Source organism: Streptomyces sp. KM273126, from assembly GCF_004337435.2.
Classification (GTDB): Bacteria; Actinomycetota; Actinomycetes; order Streptomycetales; family Streptomycetaceae; genus Streptomyces; species Streptomyces acidicola.
In genome coordinates this window covers 2,549,269-2,568,121 of sequence record NZ_SJXB02000001.1, presented here as the reverse complement: position 1 = coordinate 2,568,121, position 18,853 = coordinate 2,549,269, and the positions used below count along the sequence as shown (strand labels likewise).

Sequence of the window (18,853 nt, the reverse complement as noted above, 5' to 3'; positions counted from 1 at the left end):
GTTGACCACTGGGTCAGTCGTGCGGAGCCTGCCCGCTCACCCGGTGGTCCGCGTGGCTGAGCGCTTCCAGGACCAGGCGCCGCAGGTGACCGTCGCTGAGGCGGTAGTGGATGTGCCGGCCCTCGCGACGGGTGTCGACGAGCCCGGCGAGCCGCAGCTTCGCGAGGTGCTGGCTGACCGCCGTGCGCGACGCCTGGCACTGCTCGGCGAGAGAACCGACATCCGACTCGCCCTGCGCGAGCAGCCACAGCAGATGCAGCCGGGTGGCGTCGGAGAGCATCGCGAACACCCCCGTCGCCTCGGCGAGCCGCGCGCTGTCCGGAGCACGCAGATGCGCACTGGCTGCAGGTGATATCGCGTGGCGCTCAGGCATGAGGCCAGCCTAGAGCCAAGGGGTGCGGTGGCGGGGCAGGCCGTATCGGCATCAGCGAGCCACGACGCGGCGCCACGACTGCACCACAGACGCGCCACAACGCACCACAACGCACCACCAACGCACCAGGGATGCACCACAAGCCATCATGTGCACAGGTGCGCACATGATGGCTACACTCGTGGAGCCGACCGGCCCAACCGCCCTGCCAGGGAGCCGCCCGCATGTTCGCCGTCCTGCGCGACCGCACCTACCGCCACCTCTTCGCCGCCCAGGTCATCGCCCTGGTCGGCACCGGACTGGCCACCGTCGCGCTCGGCCTGCTGGCGTACGACATCGCGGGCGCGGACGCCGGTTCGGTGCTCGGTACCGCGCTCGCCATCAAGATGGCGGCGTACGTGGCGATCGCCCCGGCCGTCGGCGCGGTGGCCGACCGGCTGCCACGCCGGACACTCATGGTGACGGCAGACCTGGTCCGCGCCGGGGTGGCGCTGTTCCTGCCGTTCGTCGACCAGGTCTGGCAGGTGTACGTGCTGGTGTTCCTGCTCCAGTCCGCGTCAGCCGTGTTCACGCCGACGTTCCAGGCCGCCATCCTCGATGTGCTGCCCGAGGAACGTGACTACACGCGGGCGCTGTCGATGTCGCGGCTCGCGTACGACCTGGAGAGCCTGTTCTCCCCCGTGCTGGCGGCGGCACTGCTGTCGCTCATCACGTACAACTGGCTGTTCACCGGGACCATGCTCGGCTTTCTCGCCTCGGCCGCGCTGGTGGTCTCCGCCGTTCTGCCCAAGCCGGCCGCCTCTGCCGCCCTCTCTCCCGCCCCGCCCGCCGGCGGCGCCCGCGCCAGGGCCACCGCGGGCACCCGCCTCTTCCTCGCCGTCCCGGAGCTGCGGGCGCTGCTCGCCCTGAACCTCGCGGTGGCGGCGGCCGGAGCGATGGTGACCGTCAACTCCGTCGTCTACGTGCGTGAGTTCCTGGGGCTGTCGCAGGGCGCGGTGCCGTTGGCGCTCGGCGCGTACGGTGCGGGGTCGATGATCGTGGCGCTGCTCCTGCCCCGGGTCCTGGACAGGGTGCCGGACCGGGCCGTGATGCTGCCGGGGGCGCTGCTGCTCACCGTCGTCTTCGCAGGGCTCGGGGTCGTCACGTCCGCGCCGAGCGGGGGTTGGCGCCGGCCCGCGCTGCTGGGTGTCTGGGCGGCGTTCGGTGCGGCGTGCTCGATGGTGCTGACACCGACGGGGCGGCTCATCCGCCGCTCGGCGCCGCCCGAGGAGCGTACGGCGGCGTTCGCCGCGCAGTTCTCGCTGTCGCACGGCTGCTGGCTGGTGACGTATCCGCTGGCCGGATGGCTGGGTTCGGCGGCCGGGCTCTCGTGGGCGGTACTCGCCCTGGGCTTGATCGCGCTGGCCGCCTCGCTGCTGGCGGCAGGGCTGTGGCGGTCGGGGCCCTCGGGGTCCTCGGGGCCCGCACACGTGCACGTGCACGCGGACCTTCCCGCCGGTCACCCTCACCTGGTGGGCGCCCGGCGGGTGTCGACGGGCTGGCGGCACCGTCACGTCCGGCTCGCCGACGGCCTGCACGCCCACCCGTAGCAACGGCACCCGTAGCGACGGCGTAGCACCGGCACCCGTAGCGCCGGCTGACTCCGGCCCGCCTACGCGGCCGAGGCGCAGTACGCCTCCACAGCCGAGGCCAGCCGCGGCGACGCGAACCGTGTCCCGCACACGAACCGCAGCACCGGCCCGAACGACCCGGCCGCCGGCAGTCCGGTGAAGTACAGCCCCGGCACCGACGACCCCAGCCCCGCGCCGAGGCGGGGGAATCCGCCCGTGCGCAGCAGTCCCGCGCGCAGTTCGGGAGAGAGGAAGTCGAGGGCCTCCAGGTGGACGCGATAGCCGGTGCCGACCATGACGTGATCGGCTTCCAGCCGGTACGAGGTCACCGTCCGAGTCATCGACGAGACCAGCACCCCGTCGCCGCTGACGACCGCCCCCGTGATGTGCTGCCCGGCCAGCACCGGGAAGCGGTGCTCCACCCGCGGCCTGAGCCACCAGGCACCGCACGGCCCGAGAACCTCCCTCACCAGCCACAGCCGCGCGGTCGCGGGCAGGTACCGGAAGGCGGCGGCCCGGTGCACGAAGCCGTACAGCGCCCAGGACCGGCCGACCGGGGTGTCCGGCTGCCAGTGCGGGCCGGGCCTGGGCGGCGCCCCGAAGTTCAGCCCGCGCCCCCGGACCAGCATCCGCACCTGAGCCCCCGCCTCATGCAGCAGCGCGGCGTTCTCCTGCGCCGACTGCCCGGCACCGACCACGAGCACCCGCCGCCCCGCGAAGCCGGTGAGGTCGGTGTGGTGCGAGGTGTGCGACACGGGGCCGCGGGCGGACGGCCCGTCGGGCACGACGTCCGCCAACGCCTCCGGTACATGGGCGAACCCGGTCAGGCCACTGGCGACCACGACGGCCGACGCGGTCAGTTCCTCGCCCGAGGCGAGCTTGAGCCTGAACCCTCCGCCTGCCTGCCGGTCCACCGTCCGGACCCGTACGTCCTCGACCCCGGGCACCAACTGCCGCATGAACCACAGGCCGTAGCGCACGAAGAGTTCGACGGGCACCTGCTCGTGCTCGCCGAGCCGCCCCTCACCGGCCGCCCGGGCGTAGGCGTCGAGTGTGAACCCCGGTTGCGGAGCGGACAGCGACGACGCACTCGGCGGGGACTTGAGCAGCATCCCCGCGGGCATGTTCTCGCTCCAGCTCGCCATGGGCGCGCCGAAGACCCTCACGGACAGGCCGCGCGAACGCAGATGCGCGGCGGTGGACAGGCCGTACGGGCCCGCCCCGATCACAACGACATCGACTGGTGCAGTGGTGTGAGACACGTGGATTCCCCCCTGACACGGCGCTCTCGTGGAGCCCGCGTCCCGGCATGGCTGAGCAGAAACAGGAGCAGGGCAGGGCAGGGCAGAGCAGGGCTGAACAGGACAGGGCTGAACAGGACAGGACAGTGATGCGCACCGAAGACCGCCGGACAGCAGCCCAGCGCCCCGACCGCGAGGCGCGGCGCAACGCGCCGACACCCGCTACGGACGGGAGGACGGAAGACGGACGTCAGACCGCGAGCGACAGGGAGAAGAGTGGCGGGCCACGCCGGACGAGCGCGTCGGCCAGGAAGGCCACGGCGCCAGGGGCCCGGTCCTCGCCGTGGCCCGCGCGCTGCTCGGCGTCGGCGACCACGGTCAGATCGACAGGAGCGCAGACCGGCGTGAACAGCCGTCTCAGCAGGGCACGCCCCGCCGCACACAGCACACGCCGGCGGCAGGTGTCCATGCCGTGGAGCAGCAGCGCGCCCAGCACCGTCAGCAACACGTGCGCGACCACGACCGGCCAGCCAGCGTGAACGGAGGACGGCCAGGCCTCCTGCGCCGGGACCTGGATCGCGTCATCGGCCCGTACGAACCAGTAGCCCACGCCTGCCTGCGCGACGGCCGCGAGCACCAACTGCCGTACCAGTGGCTTGTCGTGCCCCGCACCCGGGAGAGCGACACCGAAGAGAATCAGGGCGGCGAGCACTCGTACGCCCCACGACGGGCCCGAGTCGAACGCCAGATGATGGACCGTGCCCGCAACCGCCGTGCCCAGTACGGAGAACAGCCCGGCCCGGACAACCGCGACCGGCACCACACGCGACCTCCTGCCGCGGCGGCGCACACGAGACACATCCCCCGAACTCCCCATTACCCACCCATGATGGGGCGACTTCGTGCCCGTGTCAGCACCGCACCGCCGAAACCGGTTGCGCGCCCCGGCTCACCACACTCCGAGTGCGCCAAGTGCCCTCTTGCCAGGTGACGTTGGCGTCGTGAGATCATTTCCGCAGATCTCTGCGGAGGAGGACACCACCATGTTCGATGCCTTGAAGAACCTCAAGGACAAGGCGGCGGAGATCGCCGAGGCCCACGGTGACGCCATCGACAACGGGCTGGAAAAGGTCGGCGACTTCATCGACGACAAGACCGACGGCAAGTACAGCGACAAGATCGACACCGGCGTGGACAAGGCGCAGGACCTGGTCGAGCGCCTGGGCGAGAAGAAGCAGTCGGACTGACAACCACCGCGATCCACGCGCAGTTCACGGTCGCCGCGCCATCGAGAAACACCCGGCGTCCAGGACGACGTGCGTTCAGTGCAGGCGATCCGCCGTAGCCGTGGCCGCCAGGGCGAGGAGGGACGCCGTTTCGTCGAGGGCGGCGGGGTCGTCGGAGAGTCTGCTGGTGGCGACCCGTAGGTGAGGCTCGGCGTAGGAGACGCAGTAGCGGGTGCCCGGTGACACCGTGACACCTCGGGCGGCCATCGTGACCAGCGCGGACGTCTCGTCGGCCACCGGCACCCACAGCATGAGGCCGTCCTGGTTGCGGGTGCGTACGCCGTGCCCGTCCAGGCGGTCGGCCAGTGCCGTTCTGCGCTTGCCGTACCGGTCGGCGGCCTCCCGTACGCAGCGCGTGGCCGCCTCGTCCGCGAGCAGGTGGGCCAGCGCGTCCTGGAGGATGCGGCTGGTCCAGCCGGTGCCGAACGTGCGCAGGACCCGGGCGCGTTCGACCAGTTCCCCCGGCCCGCCGACCACGCCGAGGCGCAGATCGGGGCCGTACGCCTTGGAGTACGAGCGCACCAGCGCGGTGCGGTGCGGCAGATGGACACCGATGCTGGCGCCGGGGGTCGTGGCGAGCGGGCCGATGCCGTCGTCCTCGACCACGGTGACGTTCGGCGCGCTCTCCAGTAGGGCGGCAAGCGCGGCGGCCCGCCGCTCGGTGAGCGTCCAGCCGCAGGGGACCTGCGCCCGGGACTGATGCAGAAACAGTGCGGGGCGCTGGTCCAGGGCCTGGGACAGCGCATCCGGGAGCGGTCCCTCGTCGTCGCACGCGACCGGGACGACAGTCGCGTCCAGGGCGTCCAGGATGTCGAGCAACCGCGCCGCCGTGGGATCCTCCACGACGACCCGGTCACCGGGCACGATCAGCGCCTGGCACAGCACCTGCACCCCTTCGTAGCCGCCGCCGACGGCCAGCCACGCCTCGGGCGTGAACGGCCAGGTGCCGCGTACGGCGTCCAGCAGGGCGTCGGTGATGGGTGTACGGGAGTAGTCGTTGAGCTTGGGTGTCCGGGCGCCCGCGAGCAGTGCCTCGCCGAGGGGTGGCAGCAACGCGGGGTCCGGGGCGGCGACGGCGAGGTCGAGGGTGAGGTGGGCGCCGAAGTCGCCGACGCGCTCGTAGCGAACCGGGTGCGGTACCGACGGCGGGCCGCTGACCACGCTCCCGCGCCGCCCGAGTGTGGTGATCATTCGGTGCCGGCGCAGTACTGCCCATGCCTCCGCGACGGTGCTGGGACTGACGTCGAGCGCACCGGCGAGGGCCCGCACGGTGGGCAGTGCGCTGCCGGGCGCCAGATCTCCCGACCGGATGAGGTCGGTCATGGTGACCGCGATGCCCCGGGCGCTGGGGTCCTCTATGCGTGCCGCCAGCCGGGCCGTGGGCCACGTTCCCTGCCCGCCTCCAGCCTTGCCCCTGCCTCCGCCATCGGTCCCGGCCATGCTGTTTCCCCCGCTCACCTGGCCGTTCTCCCGCACCGGCCCTCGGTCGCCGTATTGAGACCCCGCAGGTTACGACACGGAAAAACTATGTTCAGTAACAAAACGCATCTTGTTTGCGTTCTGTTCTGAACAATAGCCTGCCGCACATCGCATGGCCGAAAGAGAGCTATGCACCCCATGCAAGAACTTGTACGACTCTGTACGAGCTTGCACGAACCGCTAGGAGTGCGCGCCGTGTCACGTCCGTCCCTCCCCACTGTCCGTCTGGGCCTGCGCGACTGGGACCATCTGGTACCGCTGATGTCCGGACGGGTGCGGGTGCCGGGCTTCGACATACGGATCGACGCGCGGGAGATCACTCCGGACGTGCTCGCCGAGCCGGGCCTCGACGGCGGCGAGACCTCGTTCAGTCGCTATGTGCAGGCTCGTGCGGCGGGCGACGACCGGCTGGTGGGTCTGCCCGCGTTCGTGATGCGCGGCTTCCGCCACCGCTGTGTGCTGGTGCGGACCGACAGTCCACTGCGTTCGCTGGACCAGCTCACCGGCACCCGTATCGGCCTCACCGGCTGGCCCGACTCCGGCAACACCTGGACCCGGGCGCTGATCCGTGCCGCGGGCGTGGACCTGTCCGGCATCACCTGGCGGGTCGGCCCGCTGGCCGCCGGCGAGACCGGCAAGGAACGGCTCGGGGACCGCCCGCTGCCGTCGAACGTCTCGGCCATGCCGGAGGGCGAGTCGCTGGTCGGGGAACTGGCCGCCGGACGCCTGGACGCGATCCTCACCCCCTTCATGCCGTCGGAGTTCTTCACCTCGGCAAGCCGCTTCCGGCACCTGCTGGACGACCACCCGGCCGCCGAGCGCGCCTACTGGTCGGCCACCGGGTTCGTCCCCGGAATCCACCTGGTGACGCTGAAGAAGGAGGTCGTCGAGGCCCACCCCGAGTTGCCCGCCGCCCTCCTGGCGGGCCTGGAGGAGTCCAAGCACCACTGGATCGGCCGCCGCAGGCTTCTCACCGACACCACACCCTGGCTGCTGCACGCGCTGACCGAGTCGGCCACGCTGTTCGGCCAGGACTGGATGCCGTACGGTACGGCGAGCAACGCGGCGATGACCGCCGCGTTCTGCGAGGAGCTGTACGCGCAGGGCATCTGGCCCGATCCGATCGACCCGGCCGTCGTCTTCCCGGAGCCCTTCCCGGAACCCGTCGCCCCTGGACCGTCGGCCTCCGCCACAGCCGCCGCCTGAAGCCCCGGGCCCGCCATTCCTCACCCCTTCCCCGCTCCCTGACCCTCCGCCCTTCCCCTTTCCCCGCTCCCTAGCCCTCCCTCTGATCCGCATCTCCCCGACCCACTCCCCTCCCTCACCTTCCCCAGCGCCCCTCCCTCACCGTTCCCCAGCTCCCCTCCCTCACCGCCTCCCCTTACCTTCCCCTGACCGTTTTACCCCTCTCTGATCCACTTCCTCCCTGCTCGATCCACCTGCCGACCCACCCTGGAGCAACCCGCTCATGCGCATCGCCGTAGGACAGTTCGCCGCCAGTCCCGACTGGAAGGACAACCTGACCGCCTGTATCGACCTCGCCGCCGAGGCGGACCAGGGCGGCGCCGATCTGCTCGTTCTCCCCGAGGGCGTACTGGCCCGTTTCACCGAGGACCGCCACCGTATCCGCGAGGTGGCCCAGCCGCTGGGCGGCCCGTTCGTCACCGAGCTGGCCGCGGCCACCGCACGGAGCGCCACCTCCATCGTGGTCGGCATCCACGAACCGTCCGACGACGGCCGGGTCTTCAACACGCTGGTGGTGCTGCGCGCGGGCGAACTGATCGCCCGCTACCGCAAGATCCACCTCTACGACGCCTTCGGCGACCAGGAGTCCGCCAACGTCCGCCCCGCCGACGAACCGCCCGTGGTGGTCGAGGTGGCCGGCACCAAGGTCGGCCTCATGACCTGCTACGACGTACGCTTCCCGGAACTGGCGCGGCTGCTGACCGACGCCGGCGCCGAGGTGCTGGTGCTCCCGGCGGCCTGGGTGCGCGGCCCGGCCAAGGAGCGCCACTGGGAGGTCATGGTCACCGCGCGGGCCCTGGAGAACACCTGCTGGGTCGCGGCCAGCGGCGAGTGCGGCCCGCGCAACATCGGCAACAGCCTCATCGTCGACCCGCTCGGCACCGTCCGCTCCCGGCTCGCCGCCGCGCCGGGGCTGGCCTGGGCCGAGGCAGACCCGGGCGTCACCGCAGCCGCCCGTGGCACCCTCCCCGTCCTCGCCAACCGACGGTTCGCCGTCGACCCCACCGTCCGTCCCCTCGGCAGCCTTCCCCTCGGCGACCTTCCCCTCGGAGCCTGACATGCGCAACATGTTCACCAGACGTATCGCCCTCACCGTCGGTGCCCTCTCCTGCACCGCCCTGCTGGCCGCGTGCGGCGGCAACCCGCCGCAGGCCGGAACCGGCGGGAAGGACTCTTCCGCCGCCACCGGCTCCGGAGCCAAGGTCACCATGGACAAGGCGCTGCACGACCAGCTGCCCGACAAGGTGGTCAAGGCCGGAAAGCTGATCTCGGTCAACAACGGCTCCTTCCCGCCGTACGAGATCGCCGGCTCGGACGGTCACAACCTCACCGGTGCCTCCGCCGACCTGTCGACCGCGCTCGGCCAGCTGCTCGGCGTCACCATCGAGCACGTCACGGCGGACGGGCTGCCGAGCGAGCTGACGGGCATCAAGGCCGGACGGTACGACTTCGCCGTCGGCCCGATCGGTGACTTCAAGGACCGGCAGGGCGCCAACGACTTCGTGGACTGGGTGCGCGAGTTCGTCGTCTTCGCCGTGCCCAAGGACAACCCGAAGAAGATCACGTCCCTCGACACCGCCTGCGGCCGGAAGATCGCGGTCATGGCCGGCGGCTCCGCCGAGGGCGTCATCAAGACCCAGTCCCAGACGTGTGAGAAGGACGGCAAGCCCGCCGTCCAGGTGCAGTCGTACAAGGACCAGCCGTCCTCGATCCTCGCCGTCAAGTCCGGCCGCGCCAACGCCTTCTTCTCCTCACAGGCGCCGCTCACGTACTTCGTGCAGCAGTCGAAGGGCGAGCTCGAACTGTCCGGCACCGGGCAGTCCAACGGGTTCGACACCCTCTACCAGGGCGCCGTCGTCCCCAAGAACGGTGAGCTGCGCGACGTGCTGCTCAAGGCGTTCCAGAAGCTCATGGACGACGGCACCTACGGCCAGATCATGAAGAAGTGGGGCCTTGAGGACAACGAGCTGAAGCAGGCGGGCATCAACCTCGCCAAGTCCTAGGCACCCGGCGCCGGACCACTCATGAAAGCGAAAGGAGGTGAGCCGTCCATGGCCACCCCACCACCCTCCCCGGTCTCCGGGACCGACACCGACAGCGACACCAACACCGACACCGACACCCCGGCGGTCGCCATCGGGGTACGGCCGAAGGGCGCCGAAGGCCCCGAGGAGCCCAAGGGTTCGCACGACGCGGGCGACGCGGGCGACGTGGACGTGGCCCACGCCGTCCCCGTACGGCATCCGCTGCGCTGGCTGTCCGTGGCGGTCCTGGCCGTGCTCGCCGCACAGCTGGGGCACTTCCTGGCCACCAACCCGAACTTCGAATGGGGCACGGTCGGCGACTACTTCGGCGCACAGGTCTTCGGCCAGGGCATCGCCACCACCGTCAAACTCACCTTGGTGGCCATGGCGATCGGCATCGTGGGCGGGGTGTTCGTCGCGGTAGGGCGCATGTCGGAGAACCGGGTGCTCAGCTCGGTCTGCGGGGCGTACGTCTGGTTCTTCCGCGGCATCCCCGTGCTGGTGCAGCTCATCTTCTGGTACAACCTCTCGGCGCTGCTGCCCCGGATCTCCGTCGGCATCCCCTTCGGCCCCGAGTTCGTCAGCACCCAGACCAACTCACTGATCAGCCCGTGGCTCGCGGCCATCCTCGGCCTCGGTCTCAACGAGGCCGCCTACATGGCGGAGATCGTGCGCGGCGGTCTGCTCGGCGTCGACCACGGCCAGACCGAGGCCGCCTCGGCACTCGGCATGGGCCGGGCGCGGATCCTGCGCCGGATCGTACTGCCGCAGGCCATGCGCTTCATCGTGCCGCCCACCGGCAGCCAGGTCATCAACATGCTCAAGGCCACCTCGCTGGTGAGCGTGATCGCCCTGGCCGATCTGCTGTACACCGCGCAGTCGATCTACAACCGCACCTTCGAGACCATCCCGCTGCTCATCGTGGCCTGCCTCTGGTACCTGGTCATGACCTCGGTGCTGTACATCGGGCAGTCGTTCATCGAACGCCACTACGCCCGTGGCAGCAGCCGGAACGCACCGCAGAGCTTCTGGGACTTCGCGCTCTTCCGGCGGCGTACGCCACGTGCACCGCTCGCAGCGTCCGAAACCGCGTCGGCGCCCGTATCGGAGACCTCCTCATGACGACCAGGACCACAGGCACGGGCACGGGCACGGCCACAGGCAGGGGCACGGCCATGGGCACGGGCACGGGCACGACCACGAAGGCGACGGATGTCGCCCCGGCCGCAGGGACGCCGATGGTGCGGGCGCACCAGGTGCACAAGCGGTTCGGGCATCTGGAAGTACTCAAGGGCATCGACCTGGAGGTGGGCTCCGGGGAGGTCGTCGTGCTGCTCGGCCCGTCCGGCTCGGGCAAGTCGACGTTCCTGCGCTGTGTCAACAACCTGGAGCAGATCGACTCGGGCTCCATCCACGTCGAGAGCGAACTGATCGGTTTTCGCCGGTCCGGCTCCCGGGTCCACCATCTGCGCCCGCGTGAGGCGACCCGGCAGCGGCGGGACATCGGCATGGTGTTCCAGCACTTCAACCTGTTCCCGCACCAGACCGTCCTGGCCAACATCATGGAGGCCCCCGTCGGGGTGCTCCGGGTCGCCAGGCCCGAGGCACGAAAGACGGCGCTGCGGCTGCTGGCGCAGGTGGGTCTGGCCGACAAGGCGGACGCCTATCCCCGGCAGCTCTCCGGGGGACAGCAGCAGCGGGTGGCCATCGCCCGCGCCCTGGCGATGCGGCCCAAGCTGATGCTCTTCGACGAGCCGACCAGCGCGCTCGACCCCGAGCTGGTGGGCGAGGTCCTCGCCACCATGCGGGACCTGGCCCGGGGCGGCCTCACCATGCTGGTGGTCACGCATGAGATCGGCTTCGCCCGGGAGGTCGCCGACCGTGTGGTCTTCATGGACGGTGGCCGCATCGTGGAGAGCGGCACCCCCGAACAGGTCCTGGATCACCCGGCGAACCCTCGCACACGGGCGTTCCTGAGCCGGTTCCTGTGATGGGGCCGGTTCCTGTGATGGGGCCGGATCGCGGGCACTCCGGTCGGACCGTGACCCGCCTCACGATCCATGAACAGTTGCGCAACCTTTAAACTGTCGCCATGGAGAAGACCCTTGACGTGACGGGACGGGAAACCGCGGTGCTCGACGGAGGGCCCGCGGACGGACTGCGGATGACGGTCTCCGACCGGCCGCGCGTGATCCAGGTGACGTACCCCTGCCAGACGGAGGCCGCACCGCACGGCGTGCGCGCGGAAGGGGTGTACGTCTACCGCCGCGACTACGGCGTGACCAGCGAACCGCTGCGGTACGGCTACGACATCGCCAGCCCCTGAGGTGCGGGACGGGCGGCGGCACTCAAAGGGCGTGATCACCCCCGGCGGCCGAGCGGGGGGTGATCAGCGGACGTGATCGTCGCCGGTCACGGGCGGGCCAGGTCGTCCCCCGCGGTCGTGCGGGCCGTCACCGTCTCCCCGGGCGCGGCGGCGCCGGCGGCCCGGGGCCCGGGCTTGGCGGACCCGGCGGACACACCCCCCGTCGAGCCCGCGGGTTCGTCCCCCTTCATGGCCTTGGCCTCGCTCTTGAGGATGCGCATCGATCTGCCCAGCCCACGGGCGGCCTCGGGCAGCTTCTTCGAGCCGAACAGAACGATGATCACGATCGCCACGATCAGCAGGTGCCAGGGCTCAAGTCCGTTGCGGAGCATCCCACCCACCCCTCCTCTTCACCGGCCGGCGATACGCACCGGGCGGCGCGCAGCGTCTGGCATCATTGCACCATTGCTATATTGCGCAACTGTACAACTCATGGGATGAGGTCAGTTCGTCCCTTCCGTACGAGTCGGACGGACGAGGCGCGCCGATGACCACCACCAGCGAGCAGACCACTCCCTCGCGCCGTCGGCGCCGGGCGGAGCCGCCCCGCCGCGGCAGGGAGCGCGGTGGTGGCCGCGCGGCACAGCGCCGCAAGCGCGGCCCGCTGCGGACGGCACTGCTCGTCGCGCTGGCCCTGGCGGTGCTCGGCACGGCCGGCCTGGGCTGGATCTACCTGAAGCTGAACGGCGACATCGACACCTTCGACGGGGACGGCCTGTCCAGGAACCGCCCCGACGCCGGCTCGTCCAAGGGCGAGAACGTCCTGGTCATCGGCTCGGACGCGCGAACCGGCGGCAACAGCGCGCTGGGCGGCGGCAGCAAGGACGACGTCGGCCGCTCCGACACCGCGTTCCTGCTGCACATCTACGCCGACCGCAAGCACGCGATCGCGGTGTCCGTCCCGCGCGACACCCTGGTCACCATCCCGCCCTGCAAACTGCCCGACGGCACCTGGACCCCGACCCAGCCCAACACCATGTTCAACGCGGCCTTCTCGGTCGGGCAGACCGCGAAGGGCAACCCGGCCTGCACCCAGAACACGGTGGAGGAGCTCACCGGACTGCGCGTCGACCACACCGTCGTCGTCGACTTCAAGGGCTTCGCGGCGCTGACGGACGTGGTCGGCGGGGTGGAGGTGTGCGTCCCGGGCGACATCTACCAGGGGGACCTCAATCCGAACCGCACCACCAAGGGCGAGCTGATCTTCAAGGAGGGCGAGCAGAACGTGTCCGGCCAGAAGGCCCTGGACTACGTCCGCCTCCGGCACGGCATCGGCGACGGCTCCGACATAGGCCGGATCAAACGCCAGCAGGCCTTCGTCTCCAGCCTCCTCAAGAAGATCAAGAGCGACGGGCTCACCCCGACCAAGCTGCTGCCGCTCGCCACCGCAGCCACCGAGTCCATGACCGTCGACCCCGGACTCGGCTCGGCGGACAAGCTGATCTCCTTCGCCATGTCGCTGAAGGACATCGATCTGCACAACACCAAGTTCGTGACCATCCCCTGGCGCTACGAGGGTTCGCGCGTCGCGGTGGTCGAGCCGGACGCCTCCGACCTGTGGGCCGCACTGAAGGCCGACCGCACCATCGACGGCAAGGACGCCAGCGGAAAGAAGGGCAAGGACAGCGCCCCCGCGGCGTCCGCCGCCGCGTCACCGACGCCGGCCGAGAACGTCTCCGGGAACGGTGCCGAAGTCGCCGTCTACAACGGCACCACCACCGGCGGCCTGGCCTCCGAGGCCGCCGCCACGCTCACCGAGCACGGCTTCACCGTCACCGGCACCGCCAACGCGAGCAGCCAGCAGCACGCCACCACGGTCATCCAGTACGGGCCGGGCCTGCGGAGCCGGGCCGAGACGGTCGCCGAGCTCTTCCCCGGCGCCCGCCTGGAGGCCATCGACGGCTCGGTCGTCAACGTGGTCGTCGGCGCCTCCTACACCGGTGCCGGTGCCTCCTCGGCCGGTGCCTCCGCCCCGGCGTCGCCGGGCGCCGTCCCCGGCTCGGTGGCCGACGGCGCCCGATCGGCGGACGACGACCTGTGCTCCGACCTGACGTACGGATCCGGCGGCTGACCGGTCGCCGTGCCGATCACGACTCACCACGCCACGCTCAGCCTCGTCGTGCCTCGTCGTGCCTCGTCGTGCCTCGTCGTGCCTCACCACGCCGCCGCGCCGCGTTCCGCCCGCCGTCGCTCGTAGCGCGTCCTGGCCGCCAGGAGCCCGACGGCGTACAGCGCGAGAACGGCGGTGAGCATCAGGTAGTACGCCGCCGGAAGCGGGGTCAGACCGAGCAGCGGCCCGAGCGGTGACGGCGGCAGCAGCAGCCCGATGGCGGCCAGCGCGCCCGCGGCCCAGACGACCGGGCCCGGCCCACGCCCCTCGGCGGTGACGAGGGTCCCCCCTGCTCGCGCGAAGCCGAGGGCTCGGGGGAGGCCGATCCGCAGCAGCAGCATCACCAGGGCCTGGGTGAGCAGGTTCTCGGTGAACCAGCCGGAGTGGAACACCGCCTCGTCGTCGCCCGTGCCCGGACCGTGCAGCGCGAGCGCGAGGGCGCCGAACGTGGCCAGGTCGGCGACGGCGTTGAGCATGCCGAAACCGGTGATGAAGCGCAGCAGGTCGCGTGGGCGCAACGCCGTCGGGCGGCGCAGCACCGAGGGGTCCGGGCGGTCGTAGGCGAAGGCGAGCTGGGCCGCGTCGAAGCACAGGTTCTGGAGCAGGACCTGGGCCGGGAGCATCGGCAGGAACGGCAGGAGCAGGCCCGCGCCGAGCATGGCGATGACGTTGCCGAGGTTCGAGGACAGCGTGGCGCGCAGGTACGTGGCGATGTTGCCGCTCGCGTGCCGGCCCGCGCCGATGGCGTGGGCGATCGAGGTGAGGTCCTTCTCGGCGAGCACCACGTCGGCGCCCTCACGGACCACGTCGGCGGCGTCGCGCGGGGCGATGCCGACGTCGGCGGCACGCAGGGCGGGCAGATCGTTGACGCCGTCGCCGAGGAAGCCCACGGTGTGCCCGGCGGTGCGCAGCACGGTGGTGATGCGGGCCTTGTGTTCGGGGGTGCAGCGGGCGAAGACGGTCGTACGGCGGGCCAGTGCGGCGAGTTCGGTGTCGGTGAGGCCGTCGATGCGGTCGGCGGTGAGCAGGGCGTCCTCGGCGACGGGGATGCCGAGGTCGCGACAGGCGCGGGCGGCGGTGCCGGGGTGGTCACCGGTGAGGATCTTGACGGTGACGCCCTGGTCGGTGAGGACGTTCAGCGCGTCGGCGGCGGTGGGTGCGAGGGCGTCCCGCAGGGTGACCAGGCCGCGGAAGGTGAGGCCGCGTTCGTCGGCCGGGGTGTAGGCGCGGGCGCGCGCCGGGCGTTCGGCGGTGGCCACCGCCAGGACGCGCAGGCCGCCCTCGGCCTGCCGGGCGGCGAGGCCGCGCAGCCGTTCGCGCTCGTCCTCGGCGAGTGCGCAGCGCTCGATGACGGCTTCGACGTCTCCCTTGACCACCAGGGTGTGTACGCCGAGACGGCCGGGGGTGCGGACGACGGCGGTGGCGAGGCGGCGGACCGGGTCGAACGGGATGGCCGCCGTCCCGTCGTACGCCATGAGCTCGCCCTCGTCGGCCGCGTCCAGTATCGCCTCGTCGAGGGCGTCGGGCTCGGGAAGGTCGGCGAGTTGCAGGGTCCACCAGGCGTTCACGGCGGCCCAGTGCAGGACCTCGGGATCGTCCTGGCCGTCCGGGCCGAGCGCGCGGTCGACGACCGGGCGGTCCTGGGTGAGGGTGCCGGTCTTGTCCAGGCACAGCACGTCGACGGCGCCGACGTCGTGCAGCACGGGCAGCCGTTTGACGATCACACCGTGGGCGCGGGCCAGCAGCGAGGCCCCGCGGGCCAGGCAGGTGGTGACGAGGACCGGCAGCATCTCCGGCGTCAGCCCGACCGCCACGGCGACGGCGAACGGCAGCGTCTCCAGGCCGCGCCCGCGCAGCGCCGCGTTGGCCATGAGGACCAGCGGCGGGGTGATCAGCATGAACCGGATCAGAATCCAGGAGATGCCGTGCACGGAACGGTCGAAGGCGCTCGCCTCCGGTCGGCCGGTGCCGCTGCCGTGGGCGGTGGCGAACCGGGTGTGCGCGCCGGTCGCGGTGACGATCGCGGTGGCGCTGCCGGAGGCGACGCTGCTGCCCTGGAAGCACAGCTGCGGCTCCTCGAACAGTCCGCTCCCGGAACCGAGGCTGCCGGAACCGGGAGGGACGTCGTCGGCGTTCTTCCCGGCCGGAGCCGACTCTCCCGTCAGCGCGGCCTGGTGCACGGCCAGGCCGCTCGCGCGCAGCAGTCGTACGTCTGCCGGGACCATGTCGCCGGGACCGAGGCGGACCACGTCGCCGGGTACGAGCTCGCTCACGGGGACCTCGCGGGCCGTCGGCGCCACGTCCTCGTCGTCCGCGCGCCGCAGCACGGTGGCGGTGGTGGCGACCAGCTCGCGCAGCCCGGCCATGGAACGGTCGGCCCGGTGTTCCCCGGACGCGCGCAGCACGCAGCTGACCACGACGAGGAAGAGGATCACCAGGGCCGTCCCCCAGGCGAAGACGGCTGCCGACACCAGTCCGAGGCACCCCAGCACCGCGGTGAACGGGTCCCGCAGACTGCGGACGAACAGCCGCGGCCAGGAGGCTTCCCGCCGGGCCGGCACCGTGTTCTCGCCCAGGCGGGCCAGCCGCTCCTCGGCCTGCGCCTCGGTCAGACCGCGCGGACCGCTGTCCAGCCGGCGCAACACCTCCAGCACGGTCGGCACCGCGGGTCCCGGACGAGTCCCCGCACCACCGGTACCGGCGACAGCGGCGGTACCGGCGCCTCCCTGGCCGCCGCCGGGCGCCGGTACGCCCACGGCCACAGGTGCCGATACGGCCACAGGGCCGGACATCCCGGCGTCCCGCCCCGCGGCCTCGGTGGTCTCAGCCACCGGTCTCGTACAGTCGGCGTACCGACGAGGAGGCATGCTGCGAGCGCGCGGTCAGCTGCCCGACCATCACCCGCACCACGGTCACGATGTCGGGATCGTCGACGTAGTAGACCTGCCGTCGGCCCTCACGGCGTGAGCGCACCAGCCCAGCGAGCTTCAGCTTCGCCAGGTGCTGGCTGACCGCGGGCAGCGCACCGCCCACCCGGTCGGCGAGGTGCGTGACATCGCTCTCCCCCTGGGACAGCGCCCACATCAGGTGCAGCCGTGCCGACGAGGCGAGCAGACCGAACGACGCGGCCGCCTCCGCCAGAACCTCGGCGGACGGATCGTCGAAGCCACCAGCGTCTGCCGCCACAGTCCTCTCCCGTCCCGTCCTGATCACCCTGATCACTGTCAACGCACGCGCGCTGTCCCAGTGTAGGTGGCGGTTCCGGCGCCTCTGCCCGCAGTCGGCCCGGGGGTTCGGGGTGCCTCGTCTACTACTCCTCTACTCCTCCTCGTAGTAGTTGTTGACCACCACTTCCGGCTCGTCGTCGCTGAACGCCTCGTTCAGCAGCGCGCCACCGACCAGACCGGCCGCACCGGCGCCGATGAGCGCGCCAGTGCCGAAGCGGCGCCCGCCGTCCTGCTGCTGGTGGTCGTGCTGGTGGTCTCCGTACGGCTGTCCGTACCCCTGCTGCGGATACCCCTGCGGATACCCCTGCTGGGGCGGCGTGTAGTACGGCGGCGCGGTGGTCTGCACCCGCTGCGCGCAACCGGCGCACGTCTGGGTCGGCCGGGGCACGCCCCACTGCGGGGACCACATCACCGTCGTCATGCCGGGGCCGTGGCTGGGGTCGAAGAAGCAGGTCACGGGGGAACTCCCTGTGGGTTGGGGTGATGCGGCAAACGTGGGGGCGGGCGAGGAGACGATCGTCGGTGTCGGCACGACGGGTGCGGTCGCGGGTGCGGGCGTGGGTGACGGCGCGGGCGGCATGTACGAGGCGGTGCTCACCTTCGGCGAGGCGGCGGGCGCCGGGCTCGGCGCCGTCTCACGCAGGACGTCCACGCCGTAGTCGGCGGCGATGCCCGCGAGCCCGGAGGCGTAGCCCTGGCCGACAGCGCGGAACTTCCACTCCGCGCCGTGCCGGTACAGCTCGCCGAAGACCAGCGCCGTCTCGCTCGACAGGCCGCCGGACGCGAGGTCGAAGCGGGCCAGTTCGGCGTTGCCCTCACGGTCGAGGACGCGGATGTGGGCGCGGTGCACCTGTCCGAAGCTCTGGCCACGGGACGCGCCCTCGTAGAGGGACACGGGGAAGACGATCTTCACCACGTTGCCCGGGACCCGGGCGAGGTCGACGTGGATCTGTTGGTCGTCGCCGCCGACGGGGCTTCCGCCGCCGGAGTGGCGGACCGACCCGTCCGGGCTGGTCAGGTTGTTGAAGAAGACGAAGTGCTCGTCGGACAGCACCTTCCCCGACTGGTCGCAGAGCAGCGCGCTGGCATCCAGGTCGTAGCCGGTGTTCGCCTGCCAGCCCAGCCCGACCGTCACGGCAGTCAGGCCCGGGGCCTGCTTGCTCAGCGACACGTTGCCGCCCTTGGTCAGGGACACGCTCATGCAGGTCCTCCGCAACCGCTCACGCTTCCCGCGATCGTCGTGCTCAACGCGACCTCAGCCCCTTCCAGTTCCCGGCTTGCGCAATGTCATAAGCATGTGACAGAACCTCAACGGCTCGTCGTCAGCAGCCGGCAGCCCTCGCCACAACTCCAAAGCTATTCATAGACTTGCGCAATCAGGCAACTCATAGTGTCGGTTTCCGGCGAACCCCGCCCGGCCCGACCTGACTGGAGGACCACGACGTGGGCATCATCAGCTGGATCATCCTCGGCCTGCTCGCCGGAGCCATCGCCAAGATCCTGCTGCCCGGCCGCGACCCGGGTGGACTGATCGGCACCACCCTCATCGGCATCGCGGGCGCCTTCATCGGCGGCTGGCTCTCCGCCCGCTTCCTCGACCGCCCGGTGGAGAACGAGTTCTTCGACCTCTACACCTGGGGCGCGGCGATCGGCGGTTCCCTGGTGCTGCTCATCGGCTACCGCCTGCTGTTCGGCGACTCCCGCGACTGACCGGCACACCGGCACACCGGCACCGACCCATATCGGCCACAGGTGAGCGGCGACCGAGGGCGACAAGTCCTGGAATATCCGGCGGCGTGCTCACCGTAGAAGAAGTAGAAGAAACCGAGAGCCGGGCAGGCACTCACCGGCGGCCACTGGCACGCACCAGCTGCACGCCCTCGCTCCACGAAC

General features: G+C 71.3%; 18 protein-coding genes. 10 read left to right on the top strand and 8 right to left on the bottom strand.

Going from position 1 to position 18,853, the window contains the following annotated elements; genetic code table 11:
- Nucleotides 1-13 precede the first annotated feature (13 nt).
- Nucleotides 14-373: a metalloregulator ArsR/SmtB family transcription factor gene (locus E0500_RS11010; RefSeq protein ID WP_131570602.1), complete on the bottom strand. Its 360-nt coding sequence runs from the start codon at nucleotides 371-373 to the stop codon at nucleotides 14-16.
- Nucleotides 374-597: 224 nt separating this feature from the next.
- On the opposite strand from E0500_RS11010, the gene E0500_RS11005 reads away from it, so the two are divergent.
- On the top strand, nucleotides 598-1,962 hold the full coding sequence (locus tag E0500_RS11005) for an MFS transporter (RefSeq protein ID WP_131570604.1): 1,365 nt from the start codon (nucleotides 598-600) through the stop codon (nucleotides 1,960-1,962).
- Between the two features lie 62 nt (nucleotides 1,963-2,024).
- On the opposite strand, the gene E0500_RS11000 is transcribed toward E0500_RS11005, so the two are convergent.
- Together E0500_RS11000 and E0500_RS10995 are read right to left on the bottom strand one after the other, a co-directional pair.
- On the bottom strand, nucleotides 2,025-3,245 hold the full coding sequence (locus tag E0500_RS11000) for an FAD-dependent oxidoreductase (protein WP_131570606.1): 1,221 nt from the start codon (nucleotides 3,243-3,245) through the stop codon (nucleotides 2,025-2,027).
- A gap of 229 nt (nucleotides 3,246-3,474) precedes the next feature.
- A complete protein-coding gene (locus tag E0500_RS10995) occupies nucleotides 3,475-4,044 on the bottom strand; it encodes a hypothetical protein (RefSeq protein ID WP_131570608.1) in 570 nt (189 codons plus the stop codon).
- A 223-nt stretch (nucleotides 4,045-4,267) separates the two neighbouring features.
- On the opposite strand from E0500_RS10995, the gene E0500_RS10990 reads away from it, so the two are divergent.
- Nucleotides 4,268-4,471, top strand: coding sequence for an antitoxin (locus E0500_RS10990; protein ID WP_131570610.1), 204 nt, complete (start codon nucleotides 4,268-4,270; stop codon nucleotides 4,469-4,471).
- Between the two features lie 75 nt (nucleotides 4,472-4,546).
- On the opposite strand, the gene E0500_RS10985 is transcribed toward E0500_RS10990, so the two are convergent.
- Nucleotides 4,547-5,950, bottom strand: a complete 1,404-nt coding sequence (locus E0500_RS10985; protein ID WP_131570612.1) for an aminotransferase class I/II-fold pyridoxal phosphate-dependent enzyme — start codon at nucleotides 5,948-5,950, stop codon at nucleotides 4,547-4,549.
- A 234-nt stretch (nucleotides 5,951-6,184) separates the two neighbouring features.
- Between E0500_RS10985 and E0500_RS10980 the strand changes: the two genes are divergently transcribed.
- The 6 genes from E0500_RS10980 (at nucleotide 6,185) to E0500_RS10950 (ending at nucleotide 11,584) form a co-directional block, all read left to right on the top strand.
- Nucleotides 6,185-7,195 carry a hypothetical protein gene (locus E0500_RS10980; RefSeq protein ID WP_309505020.1) on the top strand — a complete coding sequence of 337 codons (1,011 nt, stop codon included), beginning with the start codon at nucleotides 6,185-6,187 and terminating at the stop codon, nucleotides 7,193-7,195.
- A gap of 262 nt (nucleotides 7,196-7,457) precedes the next feature.
- Nucleotides 7,458-8,291 (top strand): nitrilase-related carbon-nitrogen hydrolase, encoded by an 834-nt coding sequence (locus E0500_RS10975; protein ID WP_131563708.1) that lies wholly within the window; start codon nucleotides 7,458-7,460, stop codon nucleotides 8,289-8,291.
- A 1-nt stretch (nucleotide 8,292) separates the two neighbouring features.
- Nucleotides 8,293-9,237 (top strand): ABC transporter substrate-binding protein, encoded by a 945-nt coding sequence (locus tag E0500_RS10970; RefSeq protein WP_258572738.1) that lies wholly within the window; start codon nucleotides 8,293-8,295, stop codon nucleotides 9,235-9,237.
- 48 nt (nucleotides 9,238-9,285) lie between these two features.
- Nucleotides 9,286-10,380, top strand: coding sequence for an amino acid ABC transporter permease (locus E0500_RS10960; RefSeq protein ID WP_309505019.1), 1,095 nt, complete (start codon nucleotides 9,286-9,288; stop codon nucleotides 10,378-10,380).
- Between the two features lie 116 nt (nucleotides 10,381-10,496).
- Nucleotides 10,497-11,249: an amino acid ABC transporter ATP-binding protein gene (locus E0500_RS10955; protein WP_131563729.1), complete on the top strand. Its 753-nt coding sequence runs from the start codon at nucleotides 10,497-10,499 to the stop codon at nucleotides 11,247-11,249.
- 101 nt (nucleotides 11,250-11,350) lie between these two features.
- Entirely contained in the window at nucleotides 11,351-11,584 is a 234-nt protein-coding gene (locus E0500_RS10950; protein ID WP_181586954.1) for a hypothetical protein, read from the top strand.
- 86 nt (nucleotides 11,585-11,670) lie between these two features.
- Here the strand turns inward: E0500_RS10950 and tatA are convergent, their stop codons facing one another.
- Nucleotides 11,671-11,955 carry a Sec-independent protein translocase subunit TatA gene (tatA, locus tag E0500_RS10945; RefSeq protein WP_131563709.1) on the bottom strand — a complete coding sequence of 95 codons (285 nt, stop codon included), beginning with the start codon at nucleotides 11,953-11,955 and terminating at the stop codon, nucleotides 11,671-11,673.
- 155 nt (nucleotides 11,956-12,110) lie between these two features.
- On the opposite strand from tatA, the gene E0500_RS10940 reads away from it, so the two are divergent.
- Entirely contained in the window at nucleotides 12,111-13,694 is a 1,584-nt protein-coding gene (locus tag E0500_RS10940; protein WP_131563710.1) for an LCP family protein, read from the top strand.
- A gap of 83 nt (nucleotides 13,695-13,777) precedes the next feature.
- On the opposite strand, the gene mgtA is transcribed toward E0500_RS10940, so the two are convergent.
- The 3 genes from mgtA to E0500_RS44920 all read right to left on the bottom strand — a co-directional run bounded on the left by mgtA (nucleotide 13,778) and on the right by E0500_RS44920 (nucleotide 18,161).
- On the bottom strand, nucleotides 13,778-16,525 hold the full coding sequence (gene mgtA, locus E0500_RS10935; RefSeq protein ID WP_181587228.1) for a magnesium-translocating P-type ATPase: 2,748 nt from the start codon (nucleotides 16,523-16,525) through the stop codon (nucleotides 13,778-13,780).
- Nucleotides 16,526-16,556: 31 nt separating this feature from the next.
- A complete protein-coding gene (locus E0500_RS10930; RefSeq protein ID WP_131563712.1) occupies nucleotides 16,557-16,919 on the bottom strand; it encodes a metalloregulator ArsR/SmtB family transcription factor in 363 nt (120 codons plus the stop codon).
- A gap of 132 nt (nucleotides 16,920-17,051) precedes the next feature.
- Nucleotides 17,052-18,161, bottom strand: a complete 1,110-nt coding sequence (locus tag E0500_RS44920) for a TerD family protein (RefSeq protein WP_131563713.1) — start codon at nucleotides 18,159-18,161, stop codon at nucleotides 17,052-17,054.
- A 242-nt stretch (nucleotides 18,162-18,403) separates the two neighbouring features.
- On the opposite strand from E0500_RS44920, the gene E0500_RS10920 reads away from it, so the two are divergent.
- Nucleotides 18,404-18,670 (top strand): GlsB/YeaQ/YmgE family stress response membrane protein, encoded by a 267-nt coding sequence (locus E0500_RS10920; protein WP_131563714.1) that lies wholly within the window; start codon nucleotides 18,404-18,406, stop codon nucleotides 18,668-18,670.
- Nucleotides 18,671-18,853: the final 183 nt, after the last annotated feature.